This is a genomic window from Phyllobacterium endophyticum, assembly GCF_003010935.1.
GTDB classification, from domain to species: Bacteria; Pseudomonadota; Alphaproteobacteria; order Rhizobiales; family Rhizobiaceae; genus Phyllobacterium; species Phyllobacterium endophyticum.
The window spans coordinates 1,068,343-1,094,546 of sequence record NZ_PGGN01000001.1; the positions used below are offsets into that span (position 1 = coordinate 1,068,343).

Annotated in this window: 26 protein-coding genes and 2 tRNA genes; 18 read left to right on the forward strand and 10 right to left on the reverse strand. The window is 55.1% G+C overall.

The window, feature by feature from the left end:
- The first annotated feature begins 41 nt into the window (after positions 1 to 41).
- The 5 genes from CU100_RS04965 (at position 42) to CU100_RS04985 (ending at position 3,570) form a co-directional block, all read left to right on the forward strand.
- On the forward strand, positions 42 to 1,133 hold the full coding sequence (locus CU100_RS04965; protein ID WP_106715383.1) for a 2'-deoxycytidine 5'-triphosphate deaminase: 1,092 nt from the start codon (positions 42 to 44) through the stop codon (positions 1,131 to 1,133).
- Positions 1,134 to 1,186: 53 nt separating this feature from the next.
- Positions 1,187 to 1,260 (forward strand) — tRNA-Gly (locus CU100_RS04970).
- Positions 1,261 to 1,280: 20 nt separating this feature from the next.
- Positions 1,281 to 1,547, forward strand: coding sequence for a DUF6460 domain-containing protein (locus CU100_RS04975; RefSeq protein ID WP_106715384.1), 267 nt, complete (start codon positions 1,281 to 1,283; stop codon positions 1,545 to 1,547).
- Positions 1,548 to 1,628: 81 nt separating this feature from the next.
- Positions 1,629 to 2,126: a CAP domain-containing protein gene (locus CU100_RS04980; protein WP_245418918.1), complete on the forward strand. Its 498-nt coding sequence runs from the start codon at positions 1,629 to 1,631 to the stop codon at positions 2,124 to 2,126.
- Positions 2,127 to 2,214: 88 nt separating this feature from the next.
- Positions 2,215 to 3,570 carry an MATE family efflux transporter gene (locus CU100_RS04985; protein WP_106715385.1) on the forward strand — a complete coding sequence of 452 codons (1,356 nt, stop codon included), beginning with the start codon at positions 2,215 to 2,217 and terminating at the stop codon, positions 3,568 to 3,570.
- On the opposite strand, the gene CU100_RS04990 is transcribed toward CU100_RS04985, so the two are convergent.
- Positions 3,567 to 4,655 carry a quinone-dependent dihydroorotate dehydrogenase gene (locus CU100_RS04990; protein ID WP_106715386.1) on the reverse strand — a complete coding sequence of 363 codons (1,089 nt, stop codon included), beginning with the start codon at positions 4,653 to 4,655 and terminating at the stop codon, positions 3,567 to 3,569. The two genes, CU100_RS04985 and CU100_RS04990, sit on opposite strands and share 4 nt — an antisense overlap.
- A complete protein-coding gene (locus tag CU100_RS04995) occupies positions 4,652 to 4,999 on the reverse strand; it encodes a DUF952 domain-containing protein (protein ID WP_106715387.1) in 348 nt (115 codons plus the stop codon). Before CU100_RS04995 ends, CU100_RS04990 begins: the two co-directional genes overlap by 4 nt.
- Positions 5,000 to 5,145: 146 nt before the next feature.
- Here CU100_RS04995 and CU100_RS05000 point away from each other — a divergent pair, with 146 nt between their 5' ends.
- Together CU100_RS05000 and CU100_RS05005 are read left to right on the forward strand one after the other, a co-directional pair.
- Positions 5,146 to 5,562, forward strand: a complete 417-nt coding sequence (locus CU100_RS05000; RefSeq protein WP_106716018.1) for a hypothetical protein — start codon at positions 5,146 to 5,148, stop codon at positions 5,560 to 5,562.
- A 120-nt stretch (positions 5,563 to 5,682) separates the two neighbouring features.
- Positions 5,683 to 6,126 carry a VOC family protein gene (locus CU100_RS05005; RefSeq protein WP_106715388.1) on the forward strand — a complete coding sequence of 148 codons (444 nt, stop codon included), beginning with the start codon at positions 5,683 to 5,685 and terminating at the stop codon, positions 6,124 to 6,126.
- A 2-nt stretch (positions 6,127 to 6,128) separates the two neighbouring features.
- On the opposite strand, the gene pip is transcribed toward CU100_RS05005, so the two are convergent.
- Positions 6,129 to 7,082, reverse strand: coding sequence for a prolyl aminopeptidase (gene pip, locus CU100_RS05010; RefSeq protein ID WP_106715389.1), 954 nt, complete (start codon positions 7,080 to 7,082; stop codon positions 6,129 to 6,131).
- A gap of 224 nt (positions 7,083 to 7,306) precedes the next feature.
- On the opposite strand from pip, the gene CU100_RS05015 reads away from it, so the two are divergent.
- On the forward strand, positions 7,307 to 7,951 hold the full coding sequence (locus CU100_RS05015) for a response regulator transcription factor (RefSeq protein WP_106715390.1): 645 nt from the start codon (positions 7,307 to 7,309) through the stop codon (positions 7,949 to 7,951).
- A gap of 26 nt (positions 7,952 to 7,977) precedes the next feature.
- Here CU100_RS05015 and CU100_RS05020 read toward each other — a convergent pair whose 3' ends face one another.
- Positions 7,978 to 11,466: a hybrid sensor histidine kinase/response regulator gene (locus CU100_RS05020; RefSeq protein WP_106715391.1), complete on the reverse strand. Its 3,489-nt coding sequence runs from the start codon at positions 11,464 to 11,466 to the stop codon at positions 7,978 to 7,980.
- Between the two features lie 208 nt (positions 11,467 to 11,674).
- Between CU100_RS05020 and mscL the strand changes: the two genes are divergently transcribed.
- Both mscL and CU100_RS05030 read left to right on the forward strand, forming a co-directional pair.
- Positions 11,675 to 12,079 carry a large conductance mechanosensitive channel protein MscL gene (gene mscL / locus CU100_RS05025; protein WP_106715392.1) on the forward strand — a complete coding sequence of 135 codons (405 nt, stop codon included), beginning with the start codon at positions 11,675 to 11,677 and terminating at the stop codon, positions 12,077 to 12,079.
- A 114-nt stretch (positions 12,080 to 12,193) separates the two neighbouring features.
- Positions 12,194 to 13,360 carry a pyridoxal phosphate-dependent aminotransferase gene (locus CU100_RS05030; RefSeq protein WP_106715393.1) on the forward strand — a complete coding sequence of 389 codons (1,167 nt, stop codon included), beginning with the start codon at positions 12,194 to 12,196 and terminating at the stop codon, positions 13,358 to 13,360.
- Between the two features lie 7 nt (positions 13,361 to 13,367).
- Here the strand turns inward: CU100_RS05030 and hemA are convergent, their stop codons facing one another.
- Positions 13,368 to 14,645, reverse strand: a complete 1,278-nt coding sequence (gene hemA, locus CU100_RS05035) for a 5-aminolevulinate synthase (RefSeq protein WP_106715394.1) — start codon at positions 14,643 to 14,645, stop codon at positions 13,368 to 13,370.
- Positions 14,646 to 14,773: 128 nt separating this feature from the next.
- Positions 14,774 to 15,784 (reverse strand): allantoicase, encoded by a 1,011-nt coding sequence (gene alc, locus CU100_RS05040; RefSeq protein ID WP_106715395.1) that lies wholly within the window; start codon positions 15,782 to 15,784, stop codon positions 14,774 to 14,776.
- 121 nt (positions 15,785 to 15,905) lie between these two features.
- On the opposite strand from alc, the gene galE reads away from it, so the two are divergent.
- Positions 15,906 to 16,898: a UDP-glucose 4-epimerase GalE gene (gene galE, locus CU100_RS05045; RefSeq protein ID WP_106715396.1), complete on the forward strand. Its 993-nt coding sequence runs from the start codon at positions 15,906 to 15,908 to the stop codon at positions 16,896 to 16,898.
- Positions 16,899 to 16,902: 4 nt separating this feature from the next.
- On the opposite strand, the gene CU100_RS05050 is transcribed toward galE, so the two are convergent.
- A complete protein-coding gene (locus CU100_RS05050; protein ID WP_106715397.1) occupies positions 16,903 to 17,349 on the reverse strand; it encodes an MgtC/SapB family protein in 447 nt (148 codons plus the stop codon).
- A 462-nt stretch (positions 17,350 to 17,811) separates the two neighbouring features.
- On the reverse strand, positions 17,812 to 18,429 hold the full coding sequence (locus CU100_RS05060; RefSeq protein WP_106715399.1) for an FMN-dependent NADH-azoreductase: 618 nt from the start codon (positions 18,427 to 18,429) through the stop codon (positions 17,812 to 17,814).
- Between the two features lie 131 nt (positions 18,430 to 18,560).
- Between CU100_RS05060 and CU100_RS05065 the strand changes: the two genes are divergently transcribed.
- Genes CU100_RS05065 through CU100_RS05080 form a run of 4 tightly spaced genes read left to right on the forward strand, consistent with a single transcriptional unit; the run spans position 18,561 to position 22,060 of the window.
- Positions 18,561 to 19,463: a LysR family transcriptional regulator gene (locus CU100_RS05065; RefSeq protein WP_106715400.1), complete on the forward strand. Its 903-nt coding sequence runs from the start codon at positions 18,561 to 18,563 to the stop codon at positions 19,461 to 19,463.
- Positions 19,464 to 19,512: 49 nt separating this feature from the next.
- Positions 19,513 to 20,262: a GntR family transcriptional regulator gene (locus tag CU100_RS05070; protein WP_170113732.1), complete on the forward strand. Its 750-nt coding sequence runs from the start codon at positions 19,513 to 19,515 to the stop codon at positions 20,260 to 20,262.
- Between the two features lie 42 nt (positions 20,263 to 20,304).
- Positions 20,305 to 21,156, forward strand: a complete 852-nt coding sequence (locus tag CU100_RS05075) for a BtpA/SgcQ family protein (protein WP_106715402.1) — start codon at positions 20,305 to 20,307, stop codon at positions 21,154 to 21,156.
- A 4-nt stretch (positions 21,157 to 21,160) separates the two neighbouring features.
- On the forward strand, positions 21,161 to 22,060 hold the full coding sequence (locus tag CU100_RS05080) for a PfkB family carbohydrate kinase (protein WP_170113733.1): 900 nt from the start codon (positions 21,161 to 21,163) through the stop codon (positions 22,058 to 22,060).
- Positions 22,061 to 22,086: 26 nt separating this feature from the next.
- Here CU100_RS05080 and CU100_RS05085 read toward each other — a convergent pair.
- Positions 22,087 to 22,161 (reverse strand) — tRNA-Thr (locus tag CU100_RS05085).
- A 547-nt stretch (positions 22,162 to 22,708) separates the two neighbouring features.
- On the opposite strand from CU100_RS05085, the gene murA reads away from it, so the two are divergent.
- Complete coding sequence (gene murA / locus CU100_RS05100) at positions 22,709 to 23,998, forward strand: UDP-N-acetylglucosamine 1-carboxyvinyltransferase (RefSeq protein WP_106715406.1); 1,290 nt, start codon at positions 22,709 to 22,711, stop codon at positions 23,996 to 23,998.
- Positions 23,999 to 24,009: 11 nt separating this feature from the next.
- Here the strand turns inward: murA and CU100_RS05105 are convergent, their stop codons facing one another.
- Positions 24,010 to 24,351 (reverse strand): hypothetical protein, encoded by a 342-nt coding sequence (locus CU100_RS05105; protein ID WP_106715407.1) that lies wholly within the window; start codon positions 24,349 to 24,351, stop codon positions 24,010 to 24,012.
- 112 nt (positions 24,352 to 24,463) lie between these two features.
- Between CU100_RS05105 and CU100_RS05110 the strand changes: the two genes are divergently transcribed.
- Positions 24,464 to 24,901 carry a DUF2948 family protein gene (locus tag CU100_RS05110; protein WP_106715408.1) on the forward strand — a complete coding sequence of 146 codons (438 nt, stop codon included), beginning with the start codon at positions 24,464 to 24,466 and terminating at the stop codon, positions 24,899 to 24,901.
- 10 nt (positions 24,902 to 24,911) lie between these two features.
- Entirely contained in the window at positions 24,912 to 26,204 is a 1,293-nt protein-coding gene (hisD, locus tag CU100_RS05115) for a histidinol dehydrogenase (protein ID WP_106715409.1), read from the forward strand.

The following is a 26,204-nucleotide window of genomic DNA, read 5'->3' on the forward strand; positions in this document are numbered from 1 at the left end:
CTAAAGCTTTTGTCTGTTTTTGAATAGTTCTGGCGGTTGACATGAGCGAACATCGAGCGGGCATTCTGGCGGATAGCGGCATCAGGACGCTATATCAATCGGGAGCTTTGAAGACTGCCCGCGAATTTGATAGCGATCAGATCCAGCCTGCAAGCCTCGACCTTCGGCTCGGTACGATAGCTTACCGTGTTCGCGCCAGTTTCATGCCGGGGCCGGGAACCGCAGTCGTTGACAAATTAGAGCGTCTCAAGTTGCACGAAATCGACCTCACAGACGGTGCAGTCCTCGAAACTGGCTGCGTCTATATCGTACCCCTACTCGAGAGCCTGGATTTGCCGGACAGGGTTTCTGCCTCCGCCAATCCAAAGAGCTCGACTGGCCGCCTCGATATTTTCACGCGTGTTATAGTCGATGGCGCGCAGGAGTTCGACAAGGTACCCGCCGGCTATCATGGCCCGCTTTATCTTGAGGTCAGTCCGCGCACCTTCCCCATCGTGGCAAGGACTGGTTCGCGTCTATCCCAGATCCGTTTCCGCACCGGGCGCGCCCAATTGGACGAGGTGGAACTTACGGCCTTGCATGCGGCGGAAACTCTTGTCGCCTCCGATACGCCGAATATCTCCGGCGGGGGCATTGCATTATCTATCGACCTGACGGGCGATGCGAATGGGCTCGTCGGCTATCGCGGCAAACACCACACCGGCGTCGTTGATGTCGATAAACGCGGTGTGCATGACCTTTTCGATTTTTGGGAACCAATCCATGATCGGGGTGCGCGCGAACTGGTGCTCGATCCAGACGAGTTCTACATTCTCGTTTCGCGTGAAGCAGTGCACGTCCCGCCGCTCTATGCGGCCGAGATGACACCTTTTGATCCTCTGGTTGGCGAGTTTCGCGTTCATTACGCGGGATTCTTCGATCCTGGTTTCGGCCATACCGCTGCGGGTGGAACTGGAAGTCGCGCGGTACTAGAAGTGCGCAGTCATGAAGTACCATTCATACTGGAACATGGCCAGATTGTGGGACGCCTCATCTATGAGCATATGTTAGAGCGCCCGCGAGCCCTCTACGGCACCGATCTCGGCTCCAATTATCAAGCACAGGGCCTGAAATTGTCGAAGCACTTCAAATGAAAATTCGGTGGTGCTTGACAAGAATGGTATTCACCGAACATTGATAGGCAGATGCGGGTGTAGTTCAATGGTAGAACGGCAGCTTCCCAAGCTGCATACGAGGGTTCGATTCCCTTCACCCGCTCCATTTTCCAAGGCGGAGAAAACATGTCTGAAAGAATAAACCGCTTCTTGGGAGATTCGCCGGGACGTGTTCTTGCGAAGCTCATCTTGGTCTCCCTTGTGGTCGGTGTCGTCATGAGCGCTTTCGACTGGTCACCAATCGATATTCTCTATGGCTTCGAGAACTTTCTCCGACGGATCTGGAACCTGGGCTTTGGAGCCATTGAACGGTTTGCGGCTTATTTTCTTTTGGGCGCCGTGGTGGTCATTCCCTGTTTCATCATCTTGCGAATCCTGAGCTATCGCCGCTGATCATGGAAGCCTTGGCTCGATTAACGTGAATGGGCCACAATTCCCGGCTAATCGGCGTGCGATCACCTTCAGGAACCGCTCATGTCCAAAAAATTCGTCAATTTAACTCGCCGCAGATTTTTCGGTATGGCGGCGGTCGCCGCGCTCCCGCTATTGCCTGCCTGCCAAACCGCGCCGCGAACGCCAGGAAAAATTGCGGGTGCTTCCGTCTCCGCTGTTTCTAATGTGCATGCAATCCGCTCTGCGAACGGGGTGGGTGAACTGAAGATCGATCCAGTGCTCGAGCATGCCGCCTTGCAGCAGGCGGGCTACATGGCCAGAGCCGGGCGCATGGCCCACACGACAGGCTTGGGCCGTAGCTTTAACTCTCGAATCAGGGACGGTGAGATTCGTGGTATTGCCGCGGAGAACATAGCAATGGGTCGCATGGGTATGGACGAGCTCTTTGCCAGATGGATGGCTTCACCTCCGCACCGGCGCAATATGCTTGATCCAAAGTTTACACGGTTTGGCCTCGCATATGCGGAAGCGGCCAATGGCAGCACTCAAAGGTACTGGGCGTTGGTTTTGGCCGGTTAGGCCCCGCTAGCAGCGATTGCACTGGAAAAGAAGGGGCGGCGATGGCATAGAGCTTCACAGCCCTTTGGTTGCAAATCTCCGGTGTTTCATGACGATCGAAATGTCCCGTCCGCCAGGATCAAAAATTGTTCGTCCATTTGAGGTGACGAACAGGCTGATGCTGGCGATCACGATTCCGGTCATGCTGGCATCGCTTACGACGCCGCTACTCGGTCTGGTCGACACCGCCGTCATCGGCCAGGTTGGCGACCCGCATCTGCTCGGTGGCCTTGCTATTGGCGCTCTCGTATTCGACTTCCTCTTCTCTACCATGAATTTTTTGCGTGCCGGAACCACGGGTCTAGTCGCGCAAGCGATGGGCCGGCACGACAATGTGGAACAGCAGGCGGTTTTCTGGCGGGCTATCGGCATCGCGGCGCTCGCCGGTGTGCTGTTCATCATAGCGACGCCCCTGATATTACAGGCGACAATCAGCTTTATGAACCCCGACGATGCTGTCGCGAATGCCATGTCGACCTATGTTTCCATTCGCCTGCTGTCATCACCTATGGCGCTGGGAAATTTCGCAATACTGGGACTTTTGCTGGGTCAGGGAAAGGCCATGCAGGGCCTCTATCTGCAATTGCTGTTGAATGGCGTCAACGTTGTAATGACAATCTGGTTCGGCCTTGTTCTCGGCTGGGGAGTGGCAGGCATCGCGTGGGGAACGGTACTCGGCGAAACCGTGGCCCTGGTCGTGGGACTCGTCATGATCTACCTGCAGTTTCGAGCCGTTCCAAATCCAACTCGAGCTCGCATATTCGACACCCATGAGATCCGCCGCATGTTCGCGGTAAACCGGGATATCATGCTCCGGTCATTCTTCCTGTTGATCGCCTATGCCTATTTTACCCGCGCAGGAACTGGCGCGGGCGCTGTGACATTGGCTACAAATGCGGTTCTGATGAACTTTCTTTTGATTTCGGGTTATCTGATTGATGGTGTGACCACCGCTGCAGAACAGATATCCGGGCGTGCCGTGGGTGCTCATTATCGCCCAGCATTCGATCGCGGCATAAAGTTGTCATTCCTGTGGGGATTGATGCTGGCATCTTCGATGGCCGTTTTTTTCCTCGTCTTTGGCAACGCTATCGTCGCGTTCCTGATCAAGTCGGACGAGGTGCAGGCAATGGCGTCGCTTTACTTGCCATGGGCGGCTCTGGCGCCTGTAGTAGGGCTGCTTGCGTTCCATATGGATGGCGTTTTTATTGGTGCGACGTGGTCACGCGACATGCGCAACATGATGATCCTGTCCCTGTTTGGTTATTTCGCAGCCTATTTGATACTGCCGCAATTCTGGGGCAATCATGGGCTTTGGTTGGCGCTGCATCTCTTTCTCGGACTGCGCGGGATCTCACTCCTATCGATCCTGCCGAGCCGGGCAAGGCTTCAATTTGCCAATTAAGCCGGGATTTCCCTTGATGCCCAACTCTCGACGTCGCAATCACGCAGAGCGGCAATAGTACTGACGCCATCACGCTTCATAGATGCTGACATACCCTTGATGATATCGCCGGGCAAACTGGGCCCGCTATAGACCATTCCGGTATAGAGTTGCACCAGATCTGCGCCAGCCCGAATTTTTGCTATGGCAGTCGCGGCGCTGTCGATGCCGCCAACGCCGATAATCGGAAGATCAGTACCAACCCGCTGGCGCATCTTGGCGAGGACAATGGTCGAGCGCGCAAAAAGAGGTGAACCGGAAAGACCGCCTGCTTCAGTTGAATCTCTGACGCTTTTCAGCCCCGTGCGTGATAGCGTCGTGTTGGAGATAATCAAGCCGTCAAGAGGGTGCAGGCTCACTTCCGCAGCGATGTCGTCAAGGCTGGATTCTGTCAGATCCGGGGCAATCTTGAGGAAGACAGGACGTTTCGCACCCGGTTGTCCATCGCGGGCCTCAAGCACTTCGCCGAGTAGCTCCTTGAGGCTGTCCCGCGCTTGCATGTCGCGCAAACCTGGCGTGTTGGGAGAAGAAATGTTGACGGTGAAATAGCTGGAAAGCGAGTGAAACCGGCGGATGCCGTTCACGTAATCCATGACGCGGTTACTGGAGTCCTTGTTGGCGCCAATGTTTACGCCAACGATCCCTGGGTGGGAACGCCGATCGTGCAATCGGCGGAACGCCGCTTCGTGGCCTTCATTGTTGAAGCCCAGCCGGTTGACTATGGCGTTGTCCTCGATCAAACGGAATATCCGGGGTTTTGGATTGCCGGATTGTGGCACTGGCGTGAGCGTTCCAACTTCGGTGAAACCAAAGCCCAGACGTAGCAGTGCATCGGGAACTTCGGCATTTTTATCGTATCCTGCGGCCATTCCAACGGGGTTCGGAAAGCTCAGGCCGGCAACTGCGACACGAAGAGCCGGATCGTTGTTGGGTTTGCAGGCGGGGACGATGCCGGTTTTCAACGCTTTGATGGAAAGACTATGGGCATCTTCCGGGTCGAGCGTGAAGAGCATTTTGCGGCCGATGGACTGAAACAATCCGCTCATGCCGGGAGCTCCGGAAACTCATGTTTACCATCCGCCCCAAGCGGCAATGGGCGCATCCACAGGACAGCATCGAGTGGCAAGGGTCCATACAGATGCGGGAAGAGATCGCCTCCGCGCGAGGCTTCGTATCTGAGCGCAGGACCGAGCTTGTCGGCTTTGATGGCGATCAACAGAAGATCGTTCTGACCAGCAAAATGCCTGTCGGCCGTCTCGACAACCTGAGCCGCAGTTGAAAAATGGATATACCCGTCCGCATGGTCGATGGGCGCACCATCGAACACGCCCTTAGCTTCGGCAGCGTGCCAAAGCGCGCGTGAGGCAATCTTGTAAATCAGGTGTGTCATACGCGCATTTACTAGACGCAAAACCGAAATCCTCAAAGCATAGACTGCTATGGATAACAGAAATCTCGCCGAACTTTCGGTTTCGGCGTATGATTTGCAAAGCAAACATTGGAGGCAAATCCATGTCCAGCATACGGATCTGTTTTATGGCGATCTTGGTCGGCTTGTTATGTCTGCTTCCCGCCAGAGCGCAGGAAGCGCCAAGCTATACCTTGCAAAAGACTAACGATGGTTATGTACGCATGAACAACAAGACGGGGCAGATGTCGATCTGTCATGAGAAGTCCGGGCAACTAATCTGCAAAATGGCGGTGGAGGAGCGCGCCGCCTATGATGAGGACATAGCAGATCTGAAGGCGCGTGTGACAAAACTCGAAGATGCGGTAGCCAGCATAGGTAAACTGCCGCCGGTGGTGCGCGATGCTCTGCCATCCCAGGAAGATTTCGAGAAAGGCTTGAGCTACATGGAAAAATTTCTCCGCCGGTTCATGGGGATTGCCAGGGATTTCGAGAATGAGGAGAAAGGCGCCAATCCAGGATCGCAGTCACCGCAAAAAACGTGATCACCATTTCGAGTGACAGCAGAGTGGCAGGAGGAGAGAGTACAGGGTTACGTTCGTTCTTGATTTGTTCGAAAGAGTGGTAGACTTTAGTCGCTCTGGATTCTTTCCTGGGAGCGTAAAATGATTGCAGTGCCAAGATTGATTGGAGAAGTATCGATACGGCTCTTTGTACGCCATGGCGATCAGCAAAGGGCGCTGGATTTCTACGAGAATGTATTCGGAGCACAAGTTCTCGGACTGCCCTACTTACATAATGGTGAACTGATTGCCGCTGAACTAAGGATGGGCGCGTCCGTGGTGATGATTGTTGGCGCAAACCCCAGACGCGATGCAGATGCATCGCTTGGCGGCCCTCGATCAATTCACGCCATAGGGGCCACGCCTGTTATGCTGGATATCCACGTTGACGACGTCGATAGTGTCATGCATCACGCAATCGAAGAGGGTGGCAGCTTGCGCAACGAAGTTGAGACGTTGGACAGCGGCGACCGTGCCGGTGTCCTTACTGATCCGTTCGGACACCTCTGGGTCGTTAAGTCCCGGCGCAAACATTTGGCCGCCTAGCACTAGCCAGCAGCAAAGCGCTTGGTCGCAGCAATAAGTTCATGCACGATGCCAGGTTCGCTCACCGCGTGCCCCGCGTCTTCGACAATGCGCAGATCAGCTTCGGGCCATACCTTCTTCAAGTGCCAAGCGTTGAGTAGCGGTGTGCACATGTCATAACGGCCATGTACGATTACGCCTGGAATATCCCGGATGAGATGGGCATGCCGCAAGAGATGATCGTCCGTCTCGAAGAAACCTTTGTTCTGGAAGTAATGGCATTCAATCCGGGCGAAGGCGATCGCAAAATGTTCGTTGCCGAAGGCTTCTTCACGTGCCGGATCAGGAAGTAACGACAAGGCGGACCCTTCCCAGCGCGCCCACAATTTTGCCGCAGCCAGCTGGACCGCGGGGTCCGGGTCCGTGAGGCGCTTGTAATAGGCGGCAATCATATCTCCCCGCTCATCTTCAGGGATATGCTCCTGATAGGCTTCGAACCGGTCTGGATAGATGATGCTGGCACCGTTGGAATAGAACCAGTCAATTTCAAAGCGGCGGATCATAAATATGCCGCGCAAGATCAGTTCCCGAACGCGATCGGGATGAGTCTGTGCATAGGCCAAACCAAGAGTCGAGCCCCAGGATCCGCCAAAGACCTGCCATTTGTCTACGCCGAGATGTTCACGGATACGCTCCATGTCGGCAACGAGGTCCCATGTAGTATTCTCTCTCAGTTCCGCGTGGGGCGTGGACTTCCCGCAACCGCGCTGATCGAAAAGAATGATGCGATAACGTTCGGGATCATGCAGACGCCGCATGGTGGGATTTATCCCGCCGCCGGGCCCGCCGTGGACCATAATCACCGGCTTCCCGGCTGGGTTGCCGCATTCTTCAATATGAATGCTGTGCAATTCTGATACTTGCAGCATCTGTTCCAGATAGGGCTGTGTCTCAGAGTAAAGAGTATTTGTAATCATCCATCCCGCTTTCAAAGAATTATCCCCACGCCGAATAATCGCTCGGGAATAAGGTTTTGCCAAGGCATTTGAAGGAATTAGCCTCAACTTGGCGGCAAGCTCAGCTAACAAAACTTTGACGCGCGTTAAAACACTCTTGATATATCAGTCAAATTGGCTTTAGTCGTTAGCATTACGGCTTTTGGATTAGAACGGTCCGCTATTTAATTTAAGGACTTTGTATCATGAAATATACATTTGTTATTGTCGATGACCATCCTCTGTTCAGGGGTGCGCTGAGACTTGCGCTTACATCGAAAGCAAGCAACGTCGAGATAATCGAAATTGGCGACCTTGAGAGCGCGAAAGCGCTTATTGAGAAGTCTACGGACATCGATCTTGTGCTGCTTGACTTGTCCTTGAACGGGGTCGGAGGCCTTACAGGGCTGATCAGTTTGCGTGCCCTGCAACCCCTGGTTCCGGTTGCGATTGTTTCTGCTACCGAAGATGCAGTCACTATTCGGGCAGCCCTCGCGCTCGGCGCTGCGGGGTTCATTCCGAAGTCCTCAAGTCCTGAAACGATAAACGAAGCCGTCAAGGCTATTCTTGAGGGTGAAATTTGGTCCCCACTCCTCGGGGATGAGGCTGGAGAACTCGATCCAGAGATGGTCGAGCTCATAATGTGCATGAGAAAACTGACGCCTCAGCAAGGGCGGGTACTTGGCTTGATGGCAGACGGTATGTTGAACAAACAGATCGCGCACGAGCTCAACGTTTCCGAAGCAACGATCAAGGCCCATGTATCCGGCGTCCTTTATAAGCTTGGCGTTGAAAGCCGAACCCAGGCGGTCATACGTTTAGCCCGCTTCAAGGAAGAAGTTCTTCTTTAAGCTTAGGAGCATAGCATTCGCTCTACCTATTCCGCTGCAATTGCCTGGCTGAAGTGCGAGAGTAGCGCCCGAAGGATGGCCGGACGAACCGGCTTGTTGATAATCGACACGTCTTCCAAAGCCGCGCGTTCGCGCACCTCATCGGAGCGATCAGCCGTGATAAGCGCTGCCTTGAGATGTCGCTGAAAGTTGTCGCGGGTGTGTTGAATGAGCTCAAGTCCGTTTTCGTTATCCAGATTGTAGTCAGCGAGGATTACGTATGGAACTGAACCAGGATTCTCACGGCAATAAGCCCGCAGCGCCTCCCCACTTCTGAACGGCAGAACATGGCAGCCCCAGGTCGTCAGCAACGCTTGCATTCCGGCCAGAGACTGTTCGTTGTCGTCAACGCATAGAATGGCAAGGCCAGTCAGCGCACTCGACGCTCTGACTGGTTGCACAGACTCATTGGCAGAAAGAACTTTCACGCTTGAGGTCTCTACCAATATTGAAAACATCGATCCCTTGCCAAGCTTCGAACGAACGGTGATTGGCAGGCCCAGAATGTGGGCGAACCGCTCGACGATAGAAAGCCCCAGACCCAAGCCATCCGATTCCTTCATCCCTTCCGGCAAACGTGAAAACTCTCGAAATATATCGTTGAGCTTCTCCTTCGGAATTCCAATGCCCGTGTCGAGAACTTGCAGTTCCACAAATTTGCCGCGCCTCTTGGCTCCGATCAGGATTTTACCCGATCGGCTATATTTGACCGCGTTCGACACGAGGTTCTGAACGAGTCTTCGTAACAAATTGCGATCTGTCGCTATAACTGCCGAACTCGGAACCACCCGCAAATCGAGACCTCTTTCTCGAGCGCTTGGCGCAAAGTCGCGCGCAATCTGCAGCAATAATGCGTCGAGACGAAAAACCGAGATGACGGGCTTCAGCGCACCGGTATCCAAACGAGAGATATCGAGCAATGCGCTGATTATGGACTCTACAGCCTCGAGTGAGGAGTCGACGTTGTTGGCAAGTTCCTTGCCGTACGAATCTCCAAGTTGCTCAACCAGCGACGAAGAGTAGAGGCGGGCAGCGTTTAGAGGTTGCAGAATATCGTGTCCGGCGTCCGCCAGAAAGCGCGTTTTACCGGCATTTGCCTCCTCGGCGCGCCGGTGTGCCTTGGCCAGATGCTGGTTGGCCAAAATAAGATCCGCAGTGCGGTCGCGCACGCGTAGCTCGAGAGACTCATTCGTCTGGCGCAGCAGATTGTCGGCGTTGACTGCACTGGTAACATCGGTAAACGTCGTCACCAGACCGCCGTCGGGCATCGGATTGGATCGAATTTCGATAGTTTGCCCGGTTCCTTGCAGCTTGATCCGCCAAGGCATCGAGAGGCCCGCCGACTGCTCGACAAAGGTCTTGCCGCCCGAGTCCGCGAGATCCCCTCGCTCCTCGAGATGGGCCACGATGCGGTTGAGAGGGGTTCCCATCCGTTGCAATTCCTTCGGGAGATCAAGGATCAGGCGGAATTGCGTATTCCAGCAACTTAACCGAAAATCCCGATCAAAGACGCAAATCCCCTGATCCATCTGATCAAGCGCGGTCTGCAGAAGGTGACGGTTCTGCGCGAGCGCATCGGTCGCGTGATCAAGAACGATCTGGGCTCGGCGCTGGGCTGGCCCGGTGGGGCCCATGGCAAGCGATAGGATCAAGCGAGCTGATGGTGAGCCTACGATGCTGGACAGCATTTGTTCAGCGAAATGGACAGTCTTGAAGTCTGCAGCTTCGTTGTCGTCAAGCGCAATGTTCTGCTCCCTATGAAACGTGTTGAATGCCAGGTCTGCCTGTTCGGTACCGACATATTTCGAGATGGTTACCTTGAGCTGATTGATCGTGACGCTTGGCTGAAGGCTCCCGATAGCGTCCAGGGACAATGTGTTCTCGGGAATGAAGATCGACGCCTGAATACGTTCAAGTGGTGTAGCGCTTCGCGAAAGGGACCCGGCAATGAAGAAGCCAAGATTAGCAGAAAGGCTCCAAACCAAGCCATTCATAAAGCCGCTCAAGTCCAGCCCGAACAGAGAATGCGGGCGAAGCATCTCGATGCCGAATGGTCCATGAGCCATGAACGTCGCTTGCGCGTCGAAAAGCGTGGGCAAAACCATTGTATACGCCCAAACCGCAAAACCCGATACCATCCCCCATATGGCGCCGCGTGCCGTACCTCGTCGCCATACTAGTCCTCCGACAAGCGGGGGCAGGAGTTGTATGACTGCAATCGCCGATACGAGTGCCATGGCCGCAAAATCGATCTTTATCGAAATCAGAAATTGATAGGCGAATGCTGCAACCAAAATTCCCACGAGAGCTACCCGCCTTATGTTGGGAATGATTTTTGTGAAGTCTTTCGGCTCATCGGATGATGAATGCCTGATACGTCTCAACATTCCCGGCAGGATCAAATCATTGGAGATCATGATCGAGAGCAATATCGAGGGAGCTATGATCATTGTAGTTGCAGCGGGTAAACCTCCGGCGAGTGCGATTGTGGCCAGCCAGTTTTGTCCGGCGGCGAGAGGCAGATAGAGAAAGTAAAAATCTGCGGACGCCGTCTGTGGCAGGACCGTTGACCCGATCGCGGCCAAGGGCAGAATGAAGATGCCAAAGCACAAGAGCAGTAGCGGAACGAACCAACGCGCCGCGCGCAACTCAGAATCGTCCCGGTTCTGTACAATCGTCATGTAAAATTGGTTGGGTAGCAGTAACACCGATGCAGCCCCAATCAATATGAAACCTACACTATTGCTCACTGACAGTGGTGCCTGGAACACAGGCAATTGCTCTCGCTTGGAAATAACCCGGGCGAAGATCTCAAATGGTGACCCGTACAGGAAAGTTACTGCGGCGACGCCGACAACGATAAGCCCAACGAATTTGACCAATGTTGCAAATGCCAGCGCGTGAACCAAGCCGTCATACTGTTCCTTGAAATGTGGCCTATAGGCACTGTAAAACACTGTGTAAAAAGCGATGCCGATTTCCACCAAAGCGACCACAATATGTACGCCGACCTCCGCGTGAAGATCGGTGTCATCGAAAGAATGGCAATAAATATCGATCAGGTAATGAACGGCCGTAATCTGGAGGGAGATGTACGGAATGAGCCCGATCGTGGTGATGACAGTGACGACGGCGGCAACCGAAAAACTTTTGCCGTAACGAGCGCCGATAAAATCGGAGATAGATTTGATGCCTTCGGCTTTGGACAGTTGGACGATCTTCTGCAGAAGTGGAAACCCAAGTGTGAAAGCCAGGACGATGCCAATATAGAGTGCGACGAACTCCAGACCGTGCTTGGCTGCGTAGCCCGCGGAGCCAAAATAAACCCAGGAACTGCCACTTGCTGCCACGCTCAAGCAGTAAATTGCCCGACGCACGGATGTTCGCGGATTGCTCAGGCCGCTCGCCCATTTGATCACCAAATACTGCGTGGTAAAATAAGCCAGCACGACCAGCAATGCAGCCAAGCTCATCATGGCCCAAACCTTCCGTCCCCAACGTTAACGGCTTTCGTCCAAATAAATCGTGGCCGGGCTCACTTGAACTAGCAACGGCACTAATACTTGTAGAAAGGGCAAACGCCCTATTAATAATTCAAAAACTTCTGTTACTCTCCGGGGTGCTTTACAGCATCACTGGCATAGACAGCTTGCATTAACACACAATACTGGAGAGTGGTATATCATGCTGAAGGAATTCAAAGAATTTGCCTTGAAGGGGAATATGGTTGATCTCGCCATCGGCGTGATCATTGGCGGCGCTTTCGGCAGACTTGTTGAGTCGATTGTCGCTGATATCATGATGCCAATCATAGGACTGCTGACTGGCGGCATCGATTTCAGCAATCTCTACCTTCAGCTTTCGGGTGCGCCCGCTCCAACCCTGGTGGCAGCGCGAGAGGCGGGAGCAACCATCGCCTATGGAAATTTCATCACCCTCCTCATAAACTTTCTCATCATCGCTTGGGTGCTGTTCATGGTGGTCAAGGCCATGAACCGCTTCAAGAGAAAGGAAGTAGCGGCTGACCCTACGCCTACGAAAGAAGCGGTTCTCCTTACCGAGATACGAGATCTACTCGCGAGGCGATAGGCGGTGCTCGTTGACCAACGGGTCATCACTTGAACTGATGGGATCATCACAAATATACGCGTGCTAAAAGTCACCGATTGGACTACCCCTGCCACAGTACCAGTGGAGCAGTTGATGGGTCTTTTTGAGCACTTGCGTCAGGAGGCGGCGGCAGCGCCGGAGAGCGGCATCGTTGCGGTCATGAACCATGGCCGCCGGCAAGAGGATGTCATTCCACTTTGGGCGGGCGAAGGCGATCTGCCGACGCCTGATTTCATCAGGGATGCGGCCAACAATGGTCTCGCTAGAGGTGAGACCTTTTATACATGGCAAGCGGGAATTCCCGAACTGCGGCAGGCTCTGTCCGATTATTACAAAAGGCATTTCGATGCAGTTCTCCCCGCCGAGCACTTCTATGTCACCGGCTCTGGCATGCATGCGATACAACTGGCGATCCAGGCGACAGCTGGAGCGGGGGATGAAGTTATCTATCTCTCGCCAGCGTGGCCAAATTTTGCGGCTGCCGCAGGAGTAGCCGGCGCCATTCCCGTCCCGGTGACACAGGATTTCAATGGAAATGGCTGGACACTCGATCCAGAAAAGATACGCAATGCTATCACTCAGCGAACCAAGGCGCTGTTCATCAATACGCCTTCCAATCCAACTGGTTGGACCGCGGACGTCGAAACGCTCAAAGAGATTCTCGCGATCGCCCGTCATCATGGATTGTGGATCATCGCAGATGAAATTTACGCTCATTTTTACTATGGTGCACGCCGCGCTCCGTCCTTCCTGGATGTGATGGAACCGGATGAACGGATCATATTCGTCAACAGTTTTTCAAAAAACTGGGCGATGACTGGCTGGCGTATGGGATGGCTTGCAATACACCCTTCGCTAGGGCAGACGATGGAAAATCTCATTCAATATTCGAACTCAGGCGTTGCTCAATTCATGCAACGCGGCGGGGTTGTGGCTCTCGAAGAGGGTGATAATTTCATTCGCATGCAGGTGGAGCGGGCACGTCAGGCGCGGGATATGCTTTGCGCAAGGCTTGCGGCAACGGGCAAGGTGCGCCTCTCGCCCCCCGCCGGAGCATTCTATCTGCTTTTCGGCATCGAGGGCATCACGGATTCCTACCGCGCGGCGTTTGATATCGTCGACGAAGCCAAAGTCGGTCTGGCACCCGGAACGGCCTTCGGAGATGGCGGCACAGCATTTCTGCGACTTTGCTTTGCCAGGCGGATAGACCAGGTGGAAGTGGCGGCGGAGCGCCTTGCAGAGTGGATCCGGAATCGCTGAACCGGATTTAGCCGCCTGCCTTCGAAACTGCGAGCGTCACGACGCGTTCACTGATTTCTACCGATGGCGCGCTGTCCTTCGAGAAGGGAATACCGAGCGCCATCCAGACTTCAACCAGTGCGTCCTTCAATTCAACAACGAGCTCATTCGTGTGGAACGGCGTCGGCGTAATGCGCAATCGCTCCGTACCGCGTGGAACTGTCGGATAGTTGATTGGCTGAATATAGATGCCATGACGTTCCAGCAGGCGGTCGCTGGCCTTCTTGCATAATTCAGGGTCGCCTACGTGGATCGGGATAATATGCGTCTCTGACTTCATAACAGGAAGATTGGCCTGGGCCAGCACATCCTTGGTAAGTTGAGCCTGACATTGATGCATGCGCCGCTCTTCTTGAGACACTTTGAGATGCCGGATGGATTGCGTTGCCGCGGCCGCAATGACTGGAGGAAGCGCTGTCGTGAAGATGAACCCCGGCGCGTAAGAGCGTACCGCATCGATCACGCTTCTTGAGCCTGCGATATAGCCGCCCAAGGTGCCGAAGGCTTTGGCCAACGTCCCTTCGATGATGTCAATGCGGTGGGACAAGCCTTCTCGATCCGTAATGCCGCCACCGCGACTGCCATACATCCCGACCGCGTGGACCTCGTCGATATAGGTCATTGCGTTGTATTCTTCTGCCAGATCGGCAATGGCGGCGATCGGAGCGATGTCGCCATCCATCGAATAGACGGATTCGAATACGATCAACTTCGCGCGTTCCTTGCCTGCTGCCTTCAAGAGTTCCTCAAGATGGGCAAGATCATTGTGGCGGAATATCTTCTTCTCCGCACCCGAACGGCGCACACCTTCGATCATCGAGGCATGGTTCAGTTCGTCGGAGAAAATGAGGCAATTCGGCAGGAGCCTCGCGATAGTCGAAATGGAAGCTTCATTGGAGACGAAACCTGAGGTGAAAACGAGGCCCGCTTCCTTTTGATGGAGATCGGCCAATTCCAGCTCAAGTTCAACAAGGGGGTGGTTGTTGCCGGAGATGTTACGCGTGCCGCCTGCGCCAGAGCCCATACGGCTCGACGCATCATGCATCGCCCTTATAACGTCGGGGTGTTGCCCCATCCCAAGATAATCGTTGGAGCACCAGACCGTGATTTCGCGGGTTTTTCCAGCGTCGCGCCAAAGCGCGCGCGGGAATTTCCCAACGATTCGTTCAAGATTAGCAAAGACCCGGTAGCGCTTTTCAGCGTGCAACTGGTCAATCGCGTCTTCGAAAAACCGACGATAGTCCATGAATTGCTCCTGTATCATGAACTTACTAGCGTTTTTACCAGCCAAAATCCATGATGAGATTATGGGCAATTTGCCACGGTTCCAGTGTAACCTTCATCACGAAATGTTCAAAGCGCAGGCAAATTTCATCAAACGGTACCGTAGACGCGCAGGCGGCTGACACCCCCGTCGGGAAATATATTCAGGCGCACGTGACTGACCCGGCCTGCTGATACAAGATCAAGCGAGCCGAAGTCGTGGACGGCATCCATTGACAGCTTCTTTTCGGGCAAGATCTCCGGCCAGAACATGGAGGACGTGACGATCGACTGCGAGAGTTCACCCGAGACCGATCCGAGATCGGCACCGTGTACTGAACAGCGATCTGGATAATTTCCTTTATAGTGGGCCGTGTCGACGACAATGCGGCTGATCTGGCCAGGATGGCAGAGTCGCACGATAATCCAGTCATTACCAGGCTCGCGTCGTCGTCGGGTTTCCCATCCATCGCCCATATTGAGGCCGCGGCCCGGAGACAAGAGGCGGTGCAATGCGCCATAGTGTGCATCGGAAAATGCCACGACTCGCCCGCCACTCAACGCGGAGGCCAGGTCTATTTCTTCATCGGCTGGAACTTCCGACCAGTCGCGCCATGGCTCACCGTAAACCCTCAGGCGTGCAATACCGCCATCGGGATAGATGCGCAGGCGCAGATGCGTCCAAATTCCCTTGTCGGTGCACGCGAAGAAATGGCTGCTTGAAGGTCCGAGGGGAGTTTGCGGCAGGATCTCGAACCAGATGGTGGTGACGGTCGGTTCACCTTCGCACATGCATGCTTCAATCGAACAGGCCGGCGGATAATTTCCGGTGAAATGGCTGGTGTCGACGTCGAAACCATGGATAACTCCGGGCGCCGCCAGCTTTATGACAGCGAAATCATGGCCGGGTCCACGCTTGCGGCGTGATTCCCAACCGTCCATCCATTTGCCATTGTCATCATATTTGTCTGGGATGAAAACTGCCGGTGCATCGAAAAGCATCCGCTCGACGGGGGCAAAAAACTCGTCTGTAGCAAAAATCGCCTGGGCTCCAAGTCCGGCAGAGGCGAGGTTGATTAGAGTTGTCGCAAACTCGGGCAGCAATTTGGTTGAAGACACCATTGTTACAATTTGTCCTGATAGCTACTGTATCTATATCGCGTCGGTAACAAGCTTTGCACACCTGTCTAAATGCGGCAAGATGAGCGCAAGGCGGCACAAATGGAGATCGAGGGGCTTGGCTATGACAGTTTTGGTGACCGGAGGCGCCGGTTATATCGGCAGCCATATGGTCTGGGAGTTGCTGGATGCTGGCGAATCAGTGGTCGTTCTTGATCGCCTCTCTACAGGATTCGACTGGGCGATACCAAGTGAGGCCAAGCTTGTTGTCGGTGATATTGGCGACCAGAGTCTCGTCCGCGAGACAATCGAGCGCAACTATGTCGACGCGGTAATTCATTTTGCAGGATCCGTGGTCGTACCTGATTCAGTTCGCGACCCTCTCGCCTATTACGAGAACAATACGTCGAAGACCCGGTCGCTTATCGAGTCCGTTGTGAAATCCGATGTGAAGAATTTCATCTTTTCATCCACGGCAGCAGTCTATGGCGACGGGGGGATGACTCCGGTCACGGAGGAGGTTCCAACTCAGCCACAGTCGCCTTATGGTGTTTCAAAGCTGATGTCGGAATGGATGCTCCGCGACACAGCGGCCGCGCATGATTTTCATTATACGGCCCTGCGTTATTTCAACGTTGCCGGCGCTGATCCAAAGGGGCGGACTGGCCAATCGACCAAAGGCGCGACCCATTTGATCAAGGTTGCCTGTGAGACAGCACTTGGAAAGCGGCGCTATATGGAGATTTTCGGCCACGATTTTCCGACGCCTGACGGTACATGTGTGCGCGACTATATTCACGTCAGCGACCTCGTCGCAGCACACCGTCTGGCGCTCGAGCGGCTGCGGGAGGGCGGCAGTAGCATGATCGCCAATTGCGGGTACGGTCGCGGCTATTCCGTGAAGGAAGTGATCGAAAGCGTGGAGCGCGTGCACGGTGCACCCATCGATGCACGCCTGACTGGCCGTCGGCCAGGTGACGCTGCTTCCATCGTCGCCGATAGCAGCAAGGCCAGGGCAAACCTGGGATGGGAACCTAAGCTCGACGATCTTGATAAAATCGTGGAATCCGCCCTTCGTTGGGAAAAGTCTCTTCAACATCGCAATACCCGACGCTGACGCGCTAATCCTCTTTTGGTTCCTTTTTTAATGGCAGCAGCAAGCGCAACGAGAGAAAGGTGAAGATGGCGATGATGATTGCGACGTCGTAGCTTTCAAGTCCTACAGCGACGCCTATGGCACCGGTCGACCAGATGCTCGCTGCCGTAGCGGTACCGCGTACCGAATCTTTCAATTGAAGAATTGCGCCCCCACCGATGAATCCAACGCCCGTGATCAGGCCCTCGATAATGCGAGCGGTCGCTTCAGGATTGCCACTGGTGACACTTTCAGTTCCTTGAATAAATCCGCAACTCGCCAGAGCCACTATGGGAAACGTCCTTACGCCAGCACTGCGCTCCTCGCGTTCGCGTTCCAGTCCGATGGGAAACGCGAGAATATACGCGATGGCGAGTGCGAAGGCATGCGGGAACACAGGTAAGGAATTGAGATATTGAAATGTCTCGATCAAATAATTTCCCCCGATGGCGAGTTCTCTTCTCAACGCTGTGGTCACGCAGACAGTTCCGCCGCGGACGGGGAAAACCGGATACGACTAAAGACTGCGTCGGAGCGACACATTGCTTTAGACGGCTCAAGATCGGAAAAGGGGGAACCTTCCTCGTCGACAACGGGTTCTAGTCAACGAGGCAAAGCTGGAGTTTAGGCCACGATGGACGGCATTAACCGGACCAACGAAAGAGAGCTTTCACGTATCTTGAGGCGACAAATCTCGCAATCGTCTTATAGATCGGCAATTCGTGCTGCAGGCATCTACAAGATCGACGATACGATACCGGAAAGTCTCCTTGACCAATTAAAACGGCTGGACGAAGCCGAGGCCGTCAGGCGCAGCTAAAGCGCGCTTTCACTTGTTCTCAGACACGAAAAGAGGCGGGCCGTGGGCCCGCCTCTCTCGTTCCGACGTTGGCCCTTAGGCGGCCAGCGCCAGATTACCGGTCAGGTTGAGTGCCGAGGTCACAGCCTTTTCTTCAGCCTCGGGCCCCATCGCAACACCCTCGATGCGAATGACTTCGACGTCGGTCATGCCCAGGAAGCCAAGCGTGGCCTTCAGATATGGCGTAGCGTGATCGAACGAAGCGGCCGGGCCGCTCGAATAAACGCCTCCCGACGCGATTACCAGATAGACCTTCTTGCCCGTTACCAGGCCTTTCGGGCCATCCGCGCCATAGCTGAACGTCTTGCCTGCGCGTGCGATATGGTCGATCCAGGCTTTCAGCGTTGAAGAAATGTTGAAGTTGATGAGGCCGGTCGCGATAACGATCGCATCAGCTGCAAGCAACTCATCGACCAGGGCGTCCGATACCCCGACAACGCTTTGTTGCTGCGTGGAACGGGACTCGGCAGGTGTATAGATGCCGGTCGCATAATCAGCATCGATATGTGGAAGCGGATTATTTGCAAGGTCGCGCGTTGTGATTTTTGCGCCCGGCTTCTTGGCTTGGAGTTTCAGTGCAAGCTCAGTGGCGACGCGCGTCGAGTGAGATGCTGAGCCGCGTGGGCTCGATGTAATGAGAAGTATGGAAGACATGGCCTAAGCTCCTTCGATGAATTAGTCGTCCCCGAACGAGACGGCAGTGAACGTAATTTGGTGGTCGACTCTCATTAAGAAAACTGTGAAAATATCGATCCGATCCATCGAATTCATAGATAGGCTGCGGCATGCAACCAAACCCGACGCTCGACCAACTGCAGGTATTCGTTGCAGTCGCGGAAACAGGTAGCTTTTCGGCTGCGGCACGGCGGCTCAACCGTTCTCAGTCGGTTGTCAGTTACACAATCGCAAATCTTGAGGCGCAGTTGGAACTTCAGCTTTTCGAACGAAGCGGAACCCGTGAACCCCATCTGACTGACAATGGCACTGCTATGCTTGAAGATGCGCGGCGCATGGTTGCGGTGCTACAGGGGCTGCGCTCGCGCGCCGAAGGGTTGAAGCAAGGGCTTGAGGCGGAAGTGGCTGTTGCCGTCGATGTTACGCTGCCTTCGCCTGTTCTGACGACGGTACTGAAATCTTTTCAACTGCAGTTTCCGACCGTGAGCCTTCGACTGCACGTAGGTGCACTCGGCATGGTGTGGGATCTGGTCCTGAAAAAACAAGTCGACTTCGGTATCGGAGGCCCGCCCTTGCTGGTTTATGACCAGCTGGTATCGATAAAGGTTGGTGAAACAGCAATGACCCCGGTCGCAGCCCCCGATCACCCTCTCGCCCTTTACGATGGCCCAGTGCCCCTCTCATTCATACGCGATCACGTGCAACTCGTCGTAACCGATCTGAGTGAACAGACGAAGGGCCGGGATTTCGGCGTCTTTGCCTATAAGACGTGGCGATTGACCGATGTTGGAACCAAGCACCAGTTGATGCTGGCGGGTCTCGGCTGGGGTGGATTGGCGAAATGGATGGTCAAGGACGACCTGGCGGAAGGCAGGCTCGTGCATCTTGATCTCGAGCCTTATCCTGATGCTTCCTATCCCTTGCTTGCCCTCTATCCGGTGGATAGCCCTCTCGGACCGGCAGCAACGTGGCTGGTCGAGCGCTTCAAAATGGAACTGGATACTTTCGAATAATCAATCCACAACCATTGACAAATGTCATGACGTTATGTTGTTTGATCCCATGTGGTACGAAACAGATCTCACAGAAAGCCGGACGCCGATGTGGTCGCAGATCGCTGAGCGGCTGCGACGAGCGATCGAGGACGGTACCTTCAGGCCGGGTCAAACGCTCCCGGGGGAAGCCGAGCTTAATCGCCGCTTCGGTGTTAGCCGGACCACCTCGCGCGCGGCTCTCGACTTTTTAGAGACGGAAGGATTGATAAGCCGCAAATCCGGTCGCGGTTCAATCGTCATCGAGCCGCGTGTAGAACGGCCACTCAACCGTCTCTCCTCCTTCTCTGAAGACATGAGGGCGAGAGGGTTGAATCCGAGTTATCGCACGATTTCTTCACAACTTACCCTTGCACGTCCGTCTGTGGCGTCAGAGTTGAAGATATCGCCTAATTCTCCGGTACTCGAGATAGAACGCGTTCTACTCGCTGACCTCAGCCCGATGGCGACGTCGCGGACTTATCTTGCCCCGGTCGCGTTCGAACGAGCAGGCCTGCCTACAATCGCAAATCTCGATGAGGGATCACTTTATAATTGGCTGCAAGAAACTGCCGGCGTCGCATTGACCGGCGGCCACGAGCGAATCGAAGCAACCATTGCCGATACCAATCTTGCGCAGACGCTGGGATTGAAACGACCGGCCGCCATTCTGGTTTGTCATCGCACGTCCTGGACTTCGGCGAAACAGCCAGTCGAATATGTCGTCCTGCATTATCGGGCAGATCGTTACAGCTTCCAGGTCGGACTCGCCCGGTCATGACAATAGCCGCGCGCCGCCAACAATAACGTAGAAAGCACCATCATGACCTCTCAACCGAAGTCCATCTATCGCGCCAAGCCTAATGCCATCAAGGAAATTTTCGGTCGGCGCAAGGCCGTAATCGGCGTCATCCATTCACTGCCGCTCCCGGGTTCTCCGAACTACGATGGAGAGCCCATGGAAGATGTCGTTGCCTTTGCTGTAGCTGAAGCAGAGCGTTATAGGGATGGCGGTGTCGATGGTCTGATCGTCGAGAACCACGGTGACATCCCCTTTGCCAAACCTGATCGACTTGGGCCGGAAACCGCTGCCGCAATGGCGGTCATGACCGATGCGGTTCGCCGCCAGAGCGGCCTGCCGATCGGGGTAAACGTACTTGCCAATGGAGCGATCCAGGCCTTGGCTGTTGCCAAGGCCGCCGGTGCAGCGTTCGTTCGCGTCAATCAATGGTCAAATGCTTATGTAGCCAATGAAGGCCTGATGGACGGACCGGCGGGTGAGGCAGCCCGCTACCGGGCGTGGCTGCGTGCTAAATCCGTCCGCATCTTTGCCGATGTTCACGTCAAGCACGGCGCCCATGCCATTACAGGCGATCGCACGATTACCGAACTCGCGCGCGACAACGAGTTCTTCGATGCAGATGTTGCAATCGCGACTGGCCAGCGCACCGGCGACAGCGCCACCATGGATGAATTGCAGACGATCGCCTCCGGAACATCGCTGCCCGTAGCTGTGGGTTCGGGTGTCACACCGGACAATGTGGGCGACATTTTCACCGTTGCCGACGCGGTAATAGTTGCCAGTTACCTCAAACATGAGGGCGCGTGGTGGAACCCGGTCGATCCAGACCGGCTGCAGGTGTTTATGCGGGCCGTCAAGAAAGCGCGGAGCTGATCTGGTGGGTCAGGTGCGCGTTCTTGGCAATGCCGGGCTTGACTTTACGCTGCAGGTGTCGCGGCTTCCGGAAAGGGGAGAAACGCTGCTCGGCCGTGGAATTGGCCGTGCGCCTGGTGGCAAGGGCCTGAATCAGGCAGTCGCGGCGGCGCGCGCACGCGCGGGGGTCATATTCCATAGCGCAATCGGGAAGGATGCGCAGGGAGAAGAAATTACGGCGGCGTTACGCGCGGAAGGTCTTGCCGGTCTTCTATTGCATCATATGCCCAATCCCAGCGATTTCTCGCTGTTGATGGTGCTGCCTGATGGTGAAAACAGCATTGTAACCTCGGGAAGCTGTGCGGCTGCCTTGAGTGTGGATCAGGCCGAGGTTTTTGCCCGAGATTGCCAGGCGGATGATGTTGTGATTCTACAGGGCAATCTCACACAGGCGAGCACGCTGGCCGCTCTTGCCGCCGCAACTGCCTCAAGTGCATTGACCATATTCAATCCTGCTCCACTATGGTGGGAGGTGGGGCCTCTCTTGCCCATGTGCGATATAGTGATCGCAAATCGCGGTGAGGCGGAGGCAATGACCGGCCTTTCCCAGCCCGCAGAAGCCGCTGCGGCTCTATGTAGAATAGGCGCCTCCACAGCGATCGTCACCCTTGGTGCAGGCGGGTGTCTGTCATCTGATTGCAACGGAACGATTCGCGAATATCCAGCACCAAAAGTACATGCAATCGATACGACGGGTTGCGGCGACACTTTTTGCGGAGTGTTCGCAGCGGGGCTCGCGATGAGCTTGGGACAGGACGATGCAATCAACCTAGCGCAGAGTGCCGCTGCCCTGACTGCTCAACGGCGGGGTGCGTTTACGGCACTGCCCAGCCGGCAAGAACTCGCGGATTTGATAGGCGCGTAACGATCCTGCATAACAAGCGGGAGGAATGGTGCTGCTGGGGAGGATTGAACTCCCGACCTCGTCATTACCAATGACGCGCTCTACCACTGAGCTACAACAGCGTGTCCATGTCACATGCAAATCGTTATCGGCTTCCTTTGTATATCACCTCAAGGCGAAGTGCTCTACCTGAGTTGCAGCCGATTTGCGAACGCGGCGGACTTCTGCCATATCATTGCTGAAATCGCAAGCAAGCAATCGCAATCTCTTGGCCGAATTATGCGTATCGCGTCGAAACCGTCTTTTCGTGCCGAAAAAATGATGTGACGGTTCACCCGGAATATGAGACAGGACATGACTTCGCCCCCTAAAGACCCAAATTCCGAACAGATCGATCGTGAGAAACGGCGGTGCGAACAGTTGCGAGCAAATCTAGCGCGGCGAAAACATCAGTCGCGCTCGCGCCGGTCCGGAAACGCGGATGAGCGTGACGAAGGGATTGTTGCTTCTACCAAAAACGCTTCCACTTCCTCCCGCGAGGAATCGTGACTGGTCCGCACGCAACGGCATAAGCCTTTCTTGAACCATTTCGTGTGATGGTTTACAGCAACCGGCTCTGCAAAGAGTCTCAACGACAGGACGGGTACTTCCCCGCGAAAGTGACACAGTATGGATCGCATCAAGATTGTTGGCGGTAACAAGCTCAATGGCGTCATTCCGATCTCGGGTGCCAAGAACGCGGCCTTGCCGTTGATGATCGCATCGCTTCTTACGGACGACACGCTGACATTGGAGAATGTGCCGCACCTTGCCGACGTTGAGCAGCTGATTCGTATTCTCGGCAATCATGGCGTCGATTATTCCGTCAACGGCCGCCGCGAGCGCCAGGACGGTGCCTATTCGCGCACCATCCATTTCACCGCGCGCAATATCGTGGATACAACAGCACCTTACGAGCTGGTCTCGAAGATGCGCGCCAGTTTCTGGGTCGTAGGTCCACTTCTTGCACGCATGGGCGTGGCAACCGTATCGCTGCCGGGCGGCTGCGCAATCGGCACGCGCCCGGTCGATCTTTTCATCGATGGCTTGCGTGCACTCGGCGCAGAGATCGACATCGAGAACGGATATGTGAAGGCCAGGGCCAAGAGCGGCCTCATCGGCACGCGCTATGTATTCCCAAAGGTTTCGGTGGGCGCGACTCACGTGTTGATGATGGCGGCAACGCTCGCAAAGGGCGAAACAATCATTGAAAATGCTGCGCAGGAGCCCGAGGTGGTCAACCTCGCTGATTGCCTGAATGCCATGGGAGCTCGGGTTAGTGGCGCAGGCACGTCTACCATCACCATGGAAGGCGTGGTGAGCCTGTCCGGAGCACGCGTTCGCGTCATTCCGGATCGCATCGAGACCGGCACCTATGCAATGGCCGTCGCGATGACCGGTGGTGATGTTATTTTGGAAGGCGCCGACGCGGGCCTCCTAAGCTCTGCATTGGCAACTCTCGGGCAGGCCGGTGCCGAAATTTCGGAGACGAATTCCGGCTTGCGTGTCGTTCGCAACGGTCACGGTATCATGCCGGTCGATGTAACAACCCAGCCATTTCCCGGTTTTCCAACCGATCTTCAGGCTCAGTTCATGGGCCTGATGACAAAAGCCAAGGGTACCTCTCATATCACCGAAACAATCTTCGAAAATCGTTTCATGCATGTGCAGGAACTGGCGCGCCTGGGGGCAAAGATCTCACTGTCAGGTCAGACGGCGACGATAGAAGGCGTCGAGCGGCTCAAGGGTGCGCCGGTCATGGCCACGGATTTGCGCGCTTCCGTGTCGTTGGTGATTGCCGGACTTGCTGCCGAAGGTGAGACGACAGTCAACCGCGTCTATCACCTCGACCGCGGTTTTGAGCGGCTCGAGGAAAAGCTGACGCGTTGCGGCGCTGTCGTCGAACGCATAAGCGACTAACTCAAGTTAGCCTAGCGCACCGGCGCAGGAGGCGCTGCCGTTAGCCTCTGCCACCGCTCGAAGGTATCGATTTGAGTTTTTTTATAGTAGTCATCGAGCTGTGATTTGGGCTGAGGACAGTTTTTCGTCCTGGCAATATCGGTCAAGACCAAATTTCGGTTACGCAATGCGTCGATTTCGACGCGTTCTGGTGATTTAGGGTCCATCAGGAAAAGAGCTGGCCAAAACACAACACCAGTGACACCGAGCGCCAGGTTTTTGGCGTTTGCCCCGCTCTTCTCTCTGTTGACTGCGATGACAGAGCGCTCATTGACAAACAGGCGGAGCTCGACGGCCTCCAACATCCTTTCCATTGGCGCTCGATTTTGCCAAGCGGATAATTCCATTTGTCCGCACTTTCCTCTAACAGGAGAGTGACGTACCGCCATTTGGCGGTGCGACCTGTTCATGATGCAAAGGTTAGACATGGAAAATCTCAAACTCATCGCGCTTGATGAGGAAGATCTGCGGATACTGTCTGCACATCTGCAGGATTCTTTGTTGAAAGTCGGCGATATCGACTATTTGGCCGCCGAGAAGAAGCTTGTTGTAGGTGTGAATCGTTTCGTCTGGGAATTGGCTGCCGATGGCAAACGGCATCGTAGCTTCGTACGCCGCCGCACGGCATTGTTGTTCGACCGGGTCAATAGCGTCAAAGCAGCCGGCATCGATCGACAACACAAGGAAGATATACTCTCGCTTTTGGCAATTCGGTTTATTCCGGGCGAAGCGCCGTCAGGTATTGTGGAACTGACTTTTTCGGCTGGCAAAGCGCTGAGGCTGGAAGTGGAAGCTATCGAGGCGCAATTGACAGATCTGGGTCCTGCCTGGGAGACCACGTCCAAACCCGAACACGACGATTAGGAGCATTTGCGTGGCATTTGTGCTGAGACAGACTGAGCCCGATTTTGAATCACGGTTTTCTGCATTTCTGGCTACCAAACGTGAGGCTTCGGAAGATGTGGATCGCGTTGTTACCGATATAATCCATCGCGTCCGCACCGAGGGCGATTCCGCCCTGATCGATTATTCACAACGCTTCGACCGGGTTGATCTTGTACAGCATGGCATTGCAATTACCTCGGCCGAGATTGATGCTGCTGTGGCATCTGCACCCGCGAAGACGGTCGAAGCACTGAAACTGGCGCGCAATCGCATCCACTCGCACCACGCGCGGCAGATGCCGCAGGACGACCGCTACACGGATGCACTCGGTGTGGAACTTGGCTCGCGGTGGACGGCGGTCGAGTCGGTTGGGCTCTATGTTCCCGGGGGAACGGCAAGCTACCCAAGTTCAGTTCTCATGAATGCCGTTCCCGCGCAAGTTGCAGGCGTCGAGCGCATCGTCATGGTCGTGCCTTCGCCGGACGGAAAGCTCAATCCGCTGGTGCTGGTTGCAGCCCGGCTTGCCGGTGTTTCCGAGATTTATCGCGTTGGTGGAGCACAAGCCATCGCCGCACTGGCCTATGGCACCGAGACTATCGCGCCTGTCGCCAAGATCATAGGTCCCGGCAACGCCTATGTGGCGGCCGCCAAGCGTCGCGTATTCGGTAGGGTCGGGATCGATATGATCGCTGGTCCATCCGAGGTCTTGATCGTTGCTGACAGCAACAATGATCCGGACTGGATCGCCGCAGATCTTCTGGCACAAGCCGAGCACGACAGTGCAGCGCAATCCATATTGATCACTGACGACGAGTCCTTCGGCGATGCCGTTGTCGCAGCTGTGGAACGCCAATTGCTCACATTGCCACGCGCCGAGGCCGCGCGTGCCAGCTGGAGTGACTATGGCGCGGTCATTCTCGTTTCCGACCTTCTGTCATCCTTGCCGCTCGTCAACCGGATCGCTGCCGAGCATCTTGAGATAGCGACTGATGATCCCGAACTTCTAATGGCCGGCGTGCGCAATGCTGGAGCAATCTTCCTTGGACGGTATACGCCGGAAGTCATTGGTGACTATGTCGGCGGCTCCAACCATGTTCTACCCACAGCCCGCTCGGCGCGCTTTTCTTCCGGCCTATCTGTTCTCGATTATGTAAAGCGAACCTCGATCCTGAAGCTGGGGGTCGAGCAGCTTCGTGCTCTGGGCCCGGCAGCGATCGAACTCGCGCGGGCTGAAGGCCTCGATGCCCATGGCAACTCTGTCGCAATCCGATTGAACCTGTAG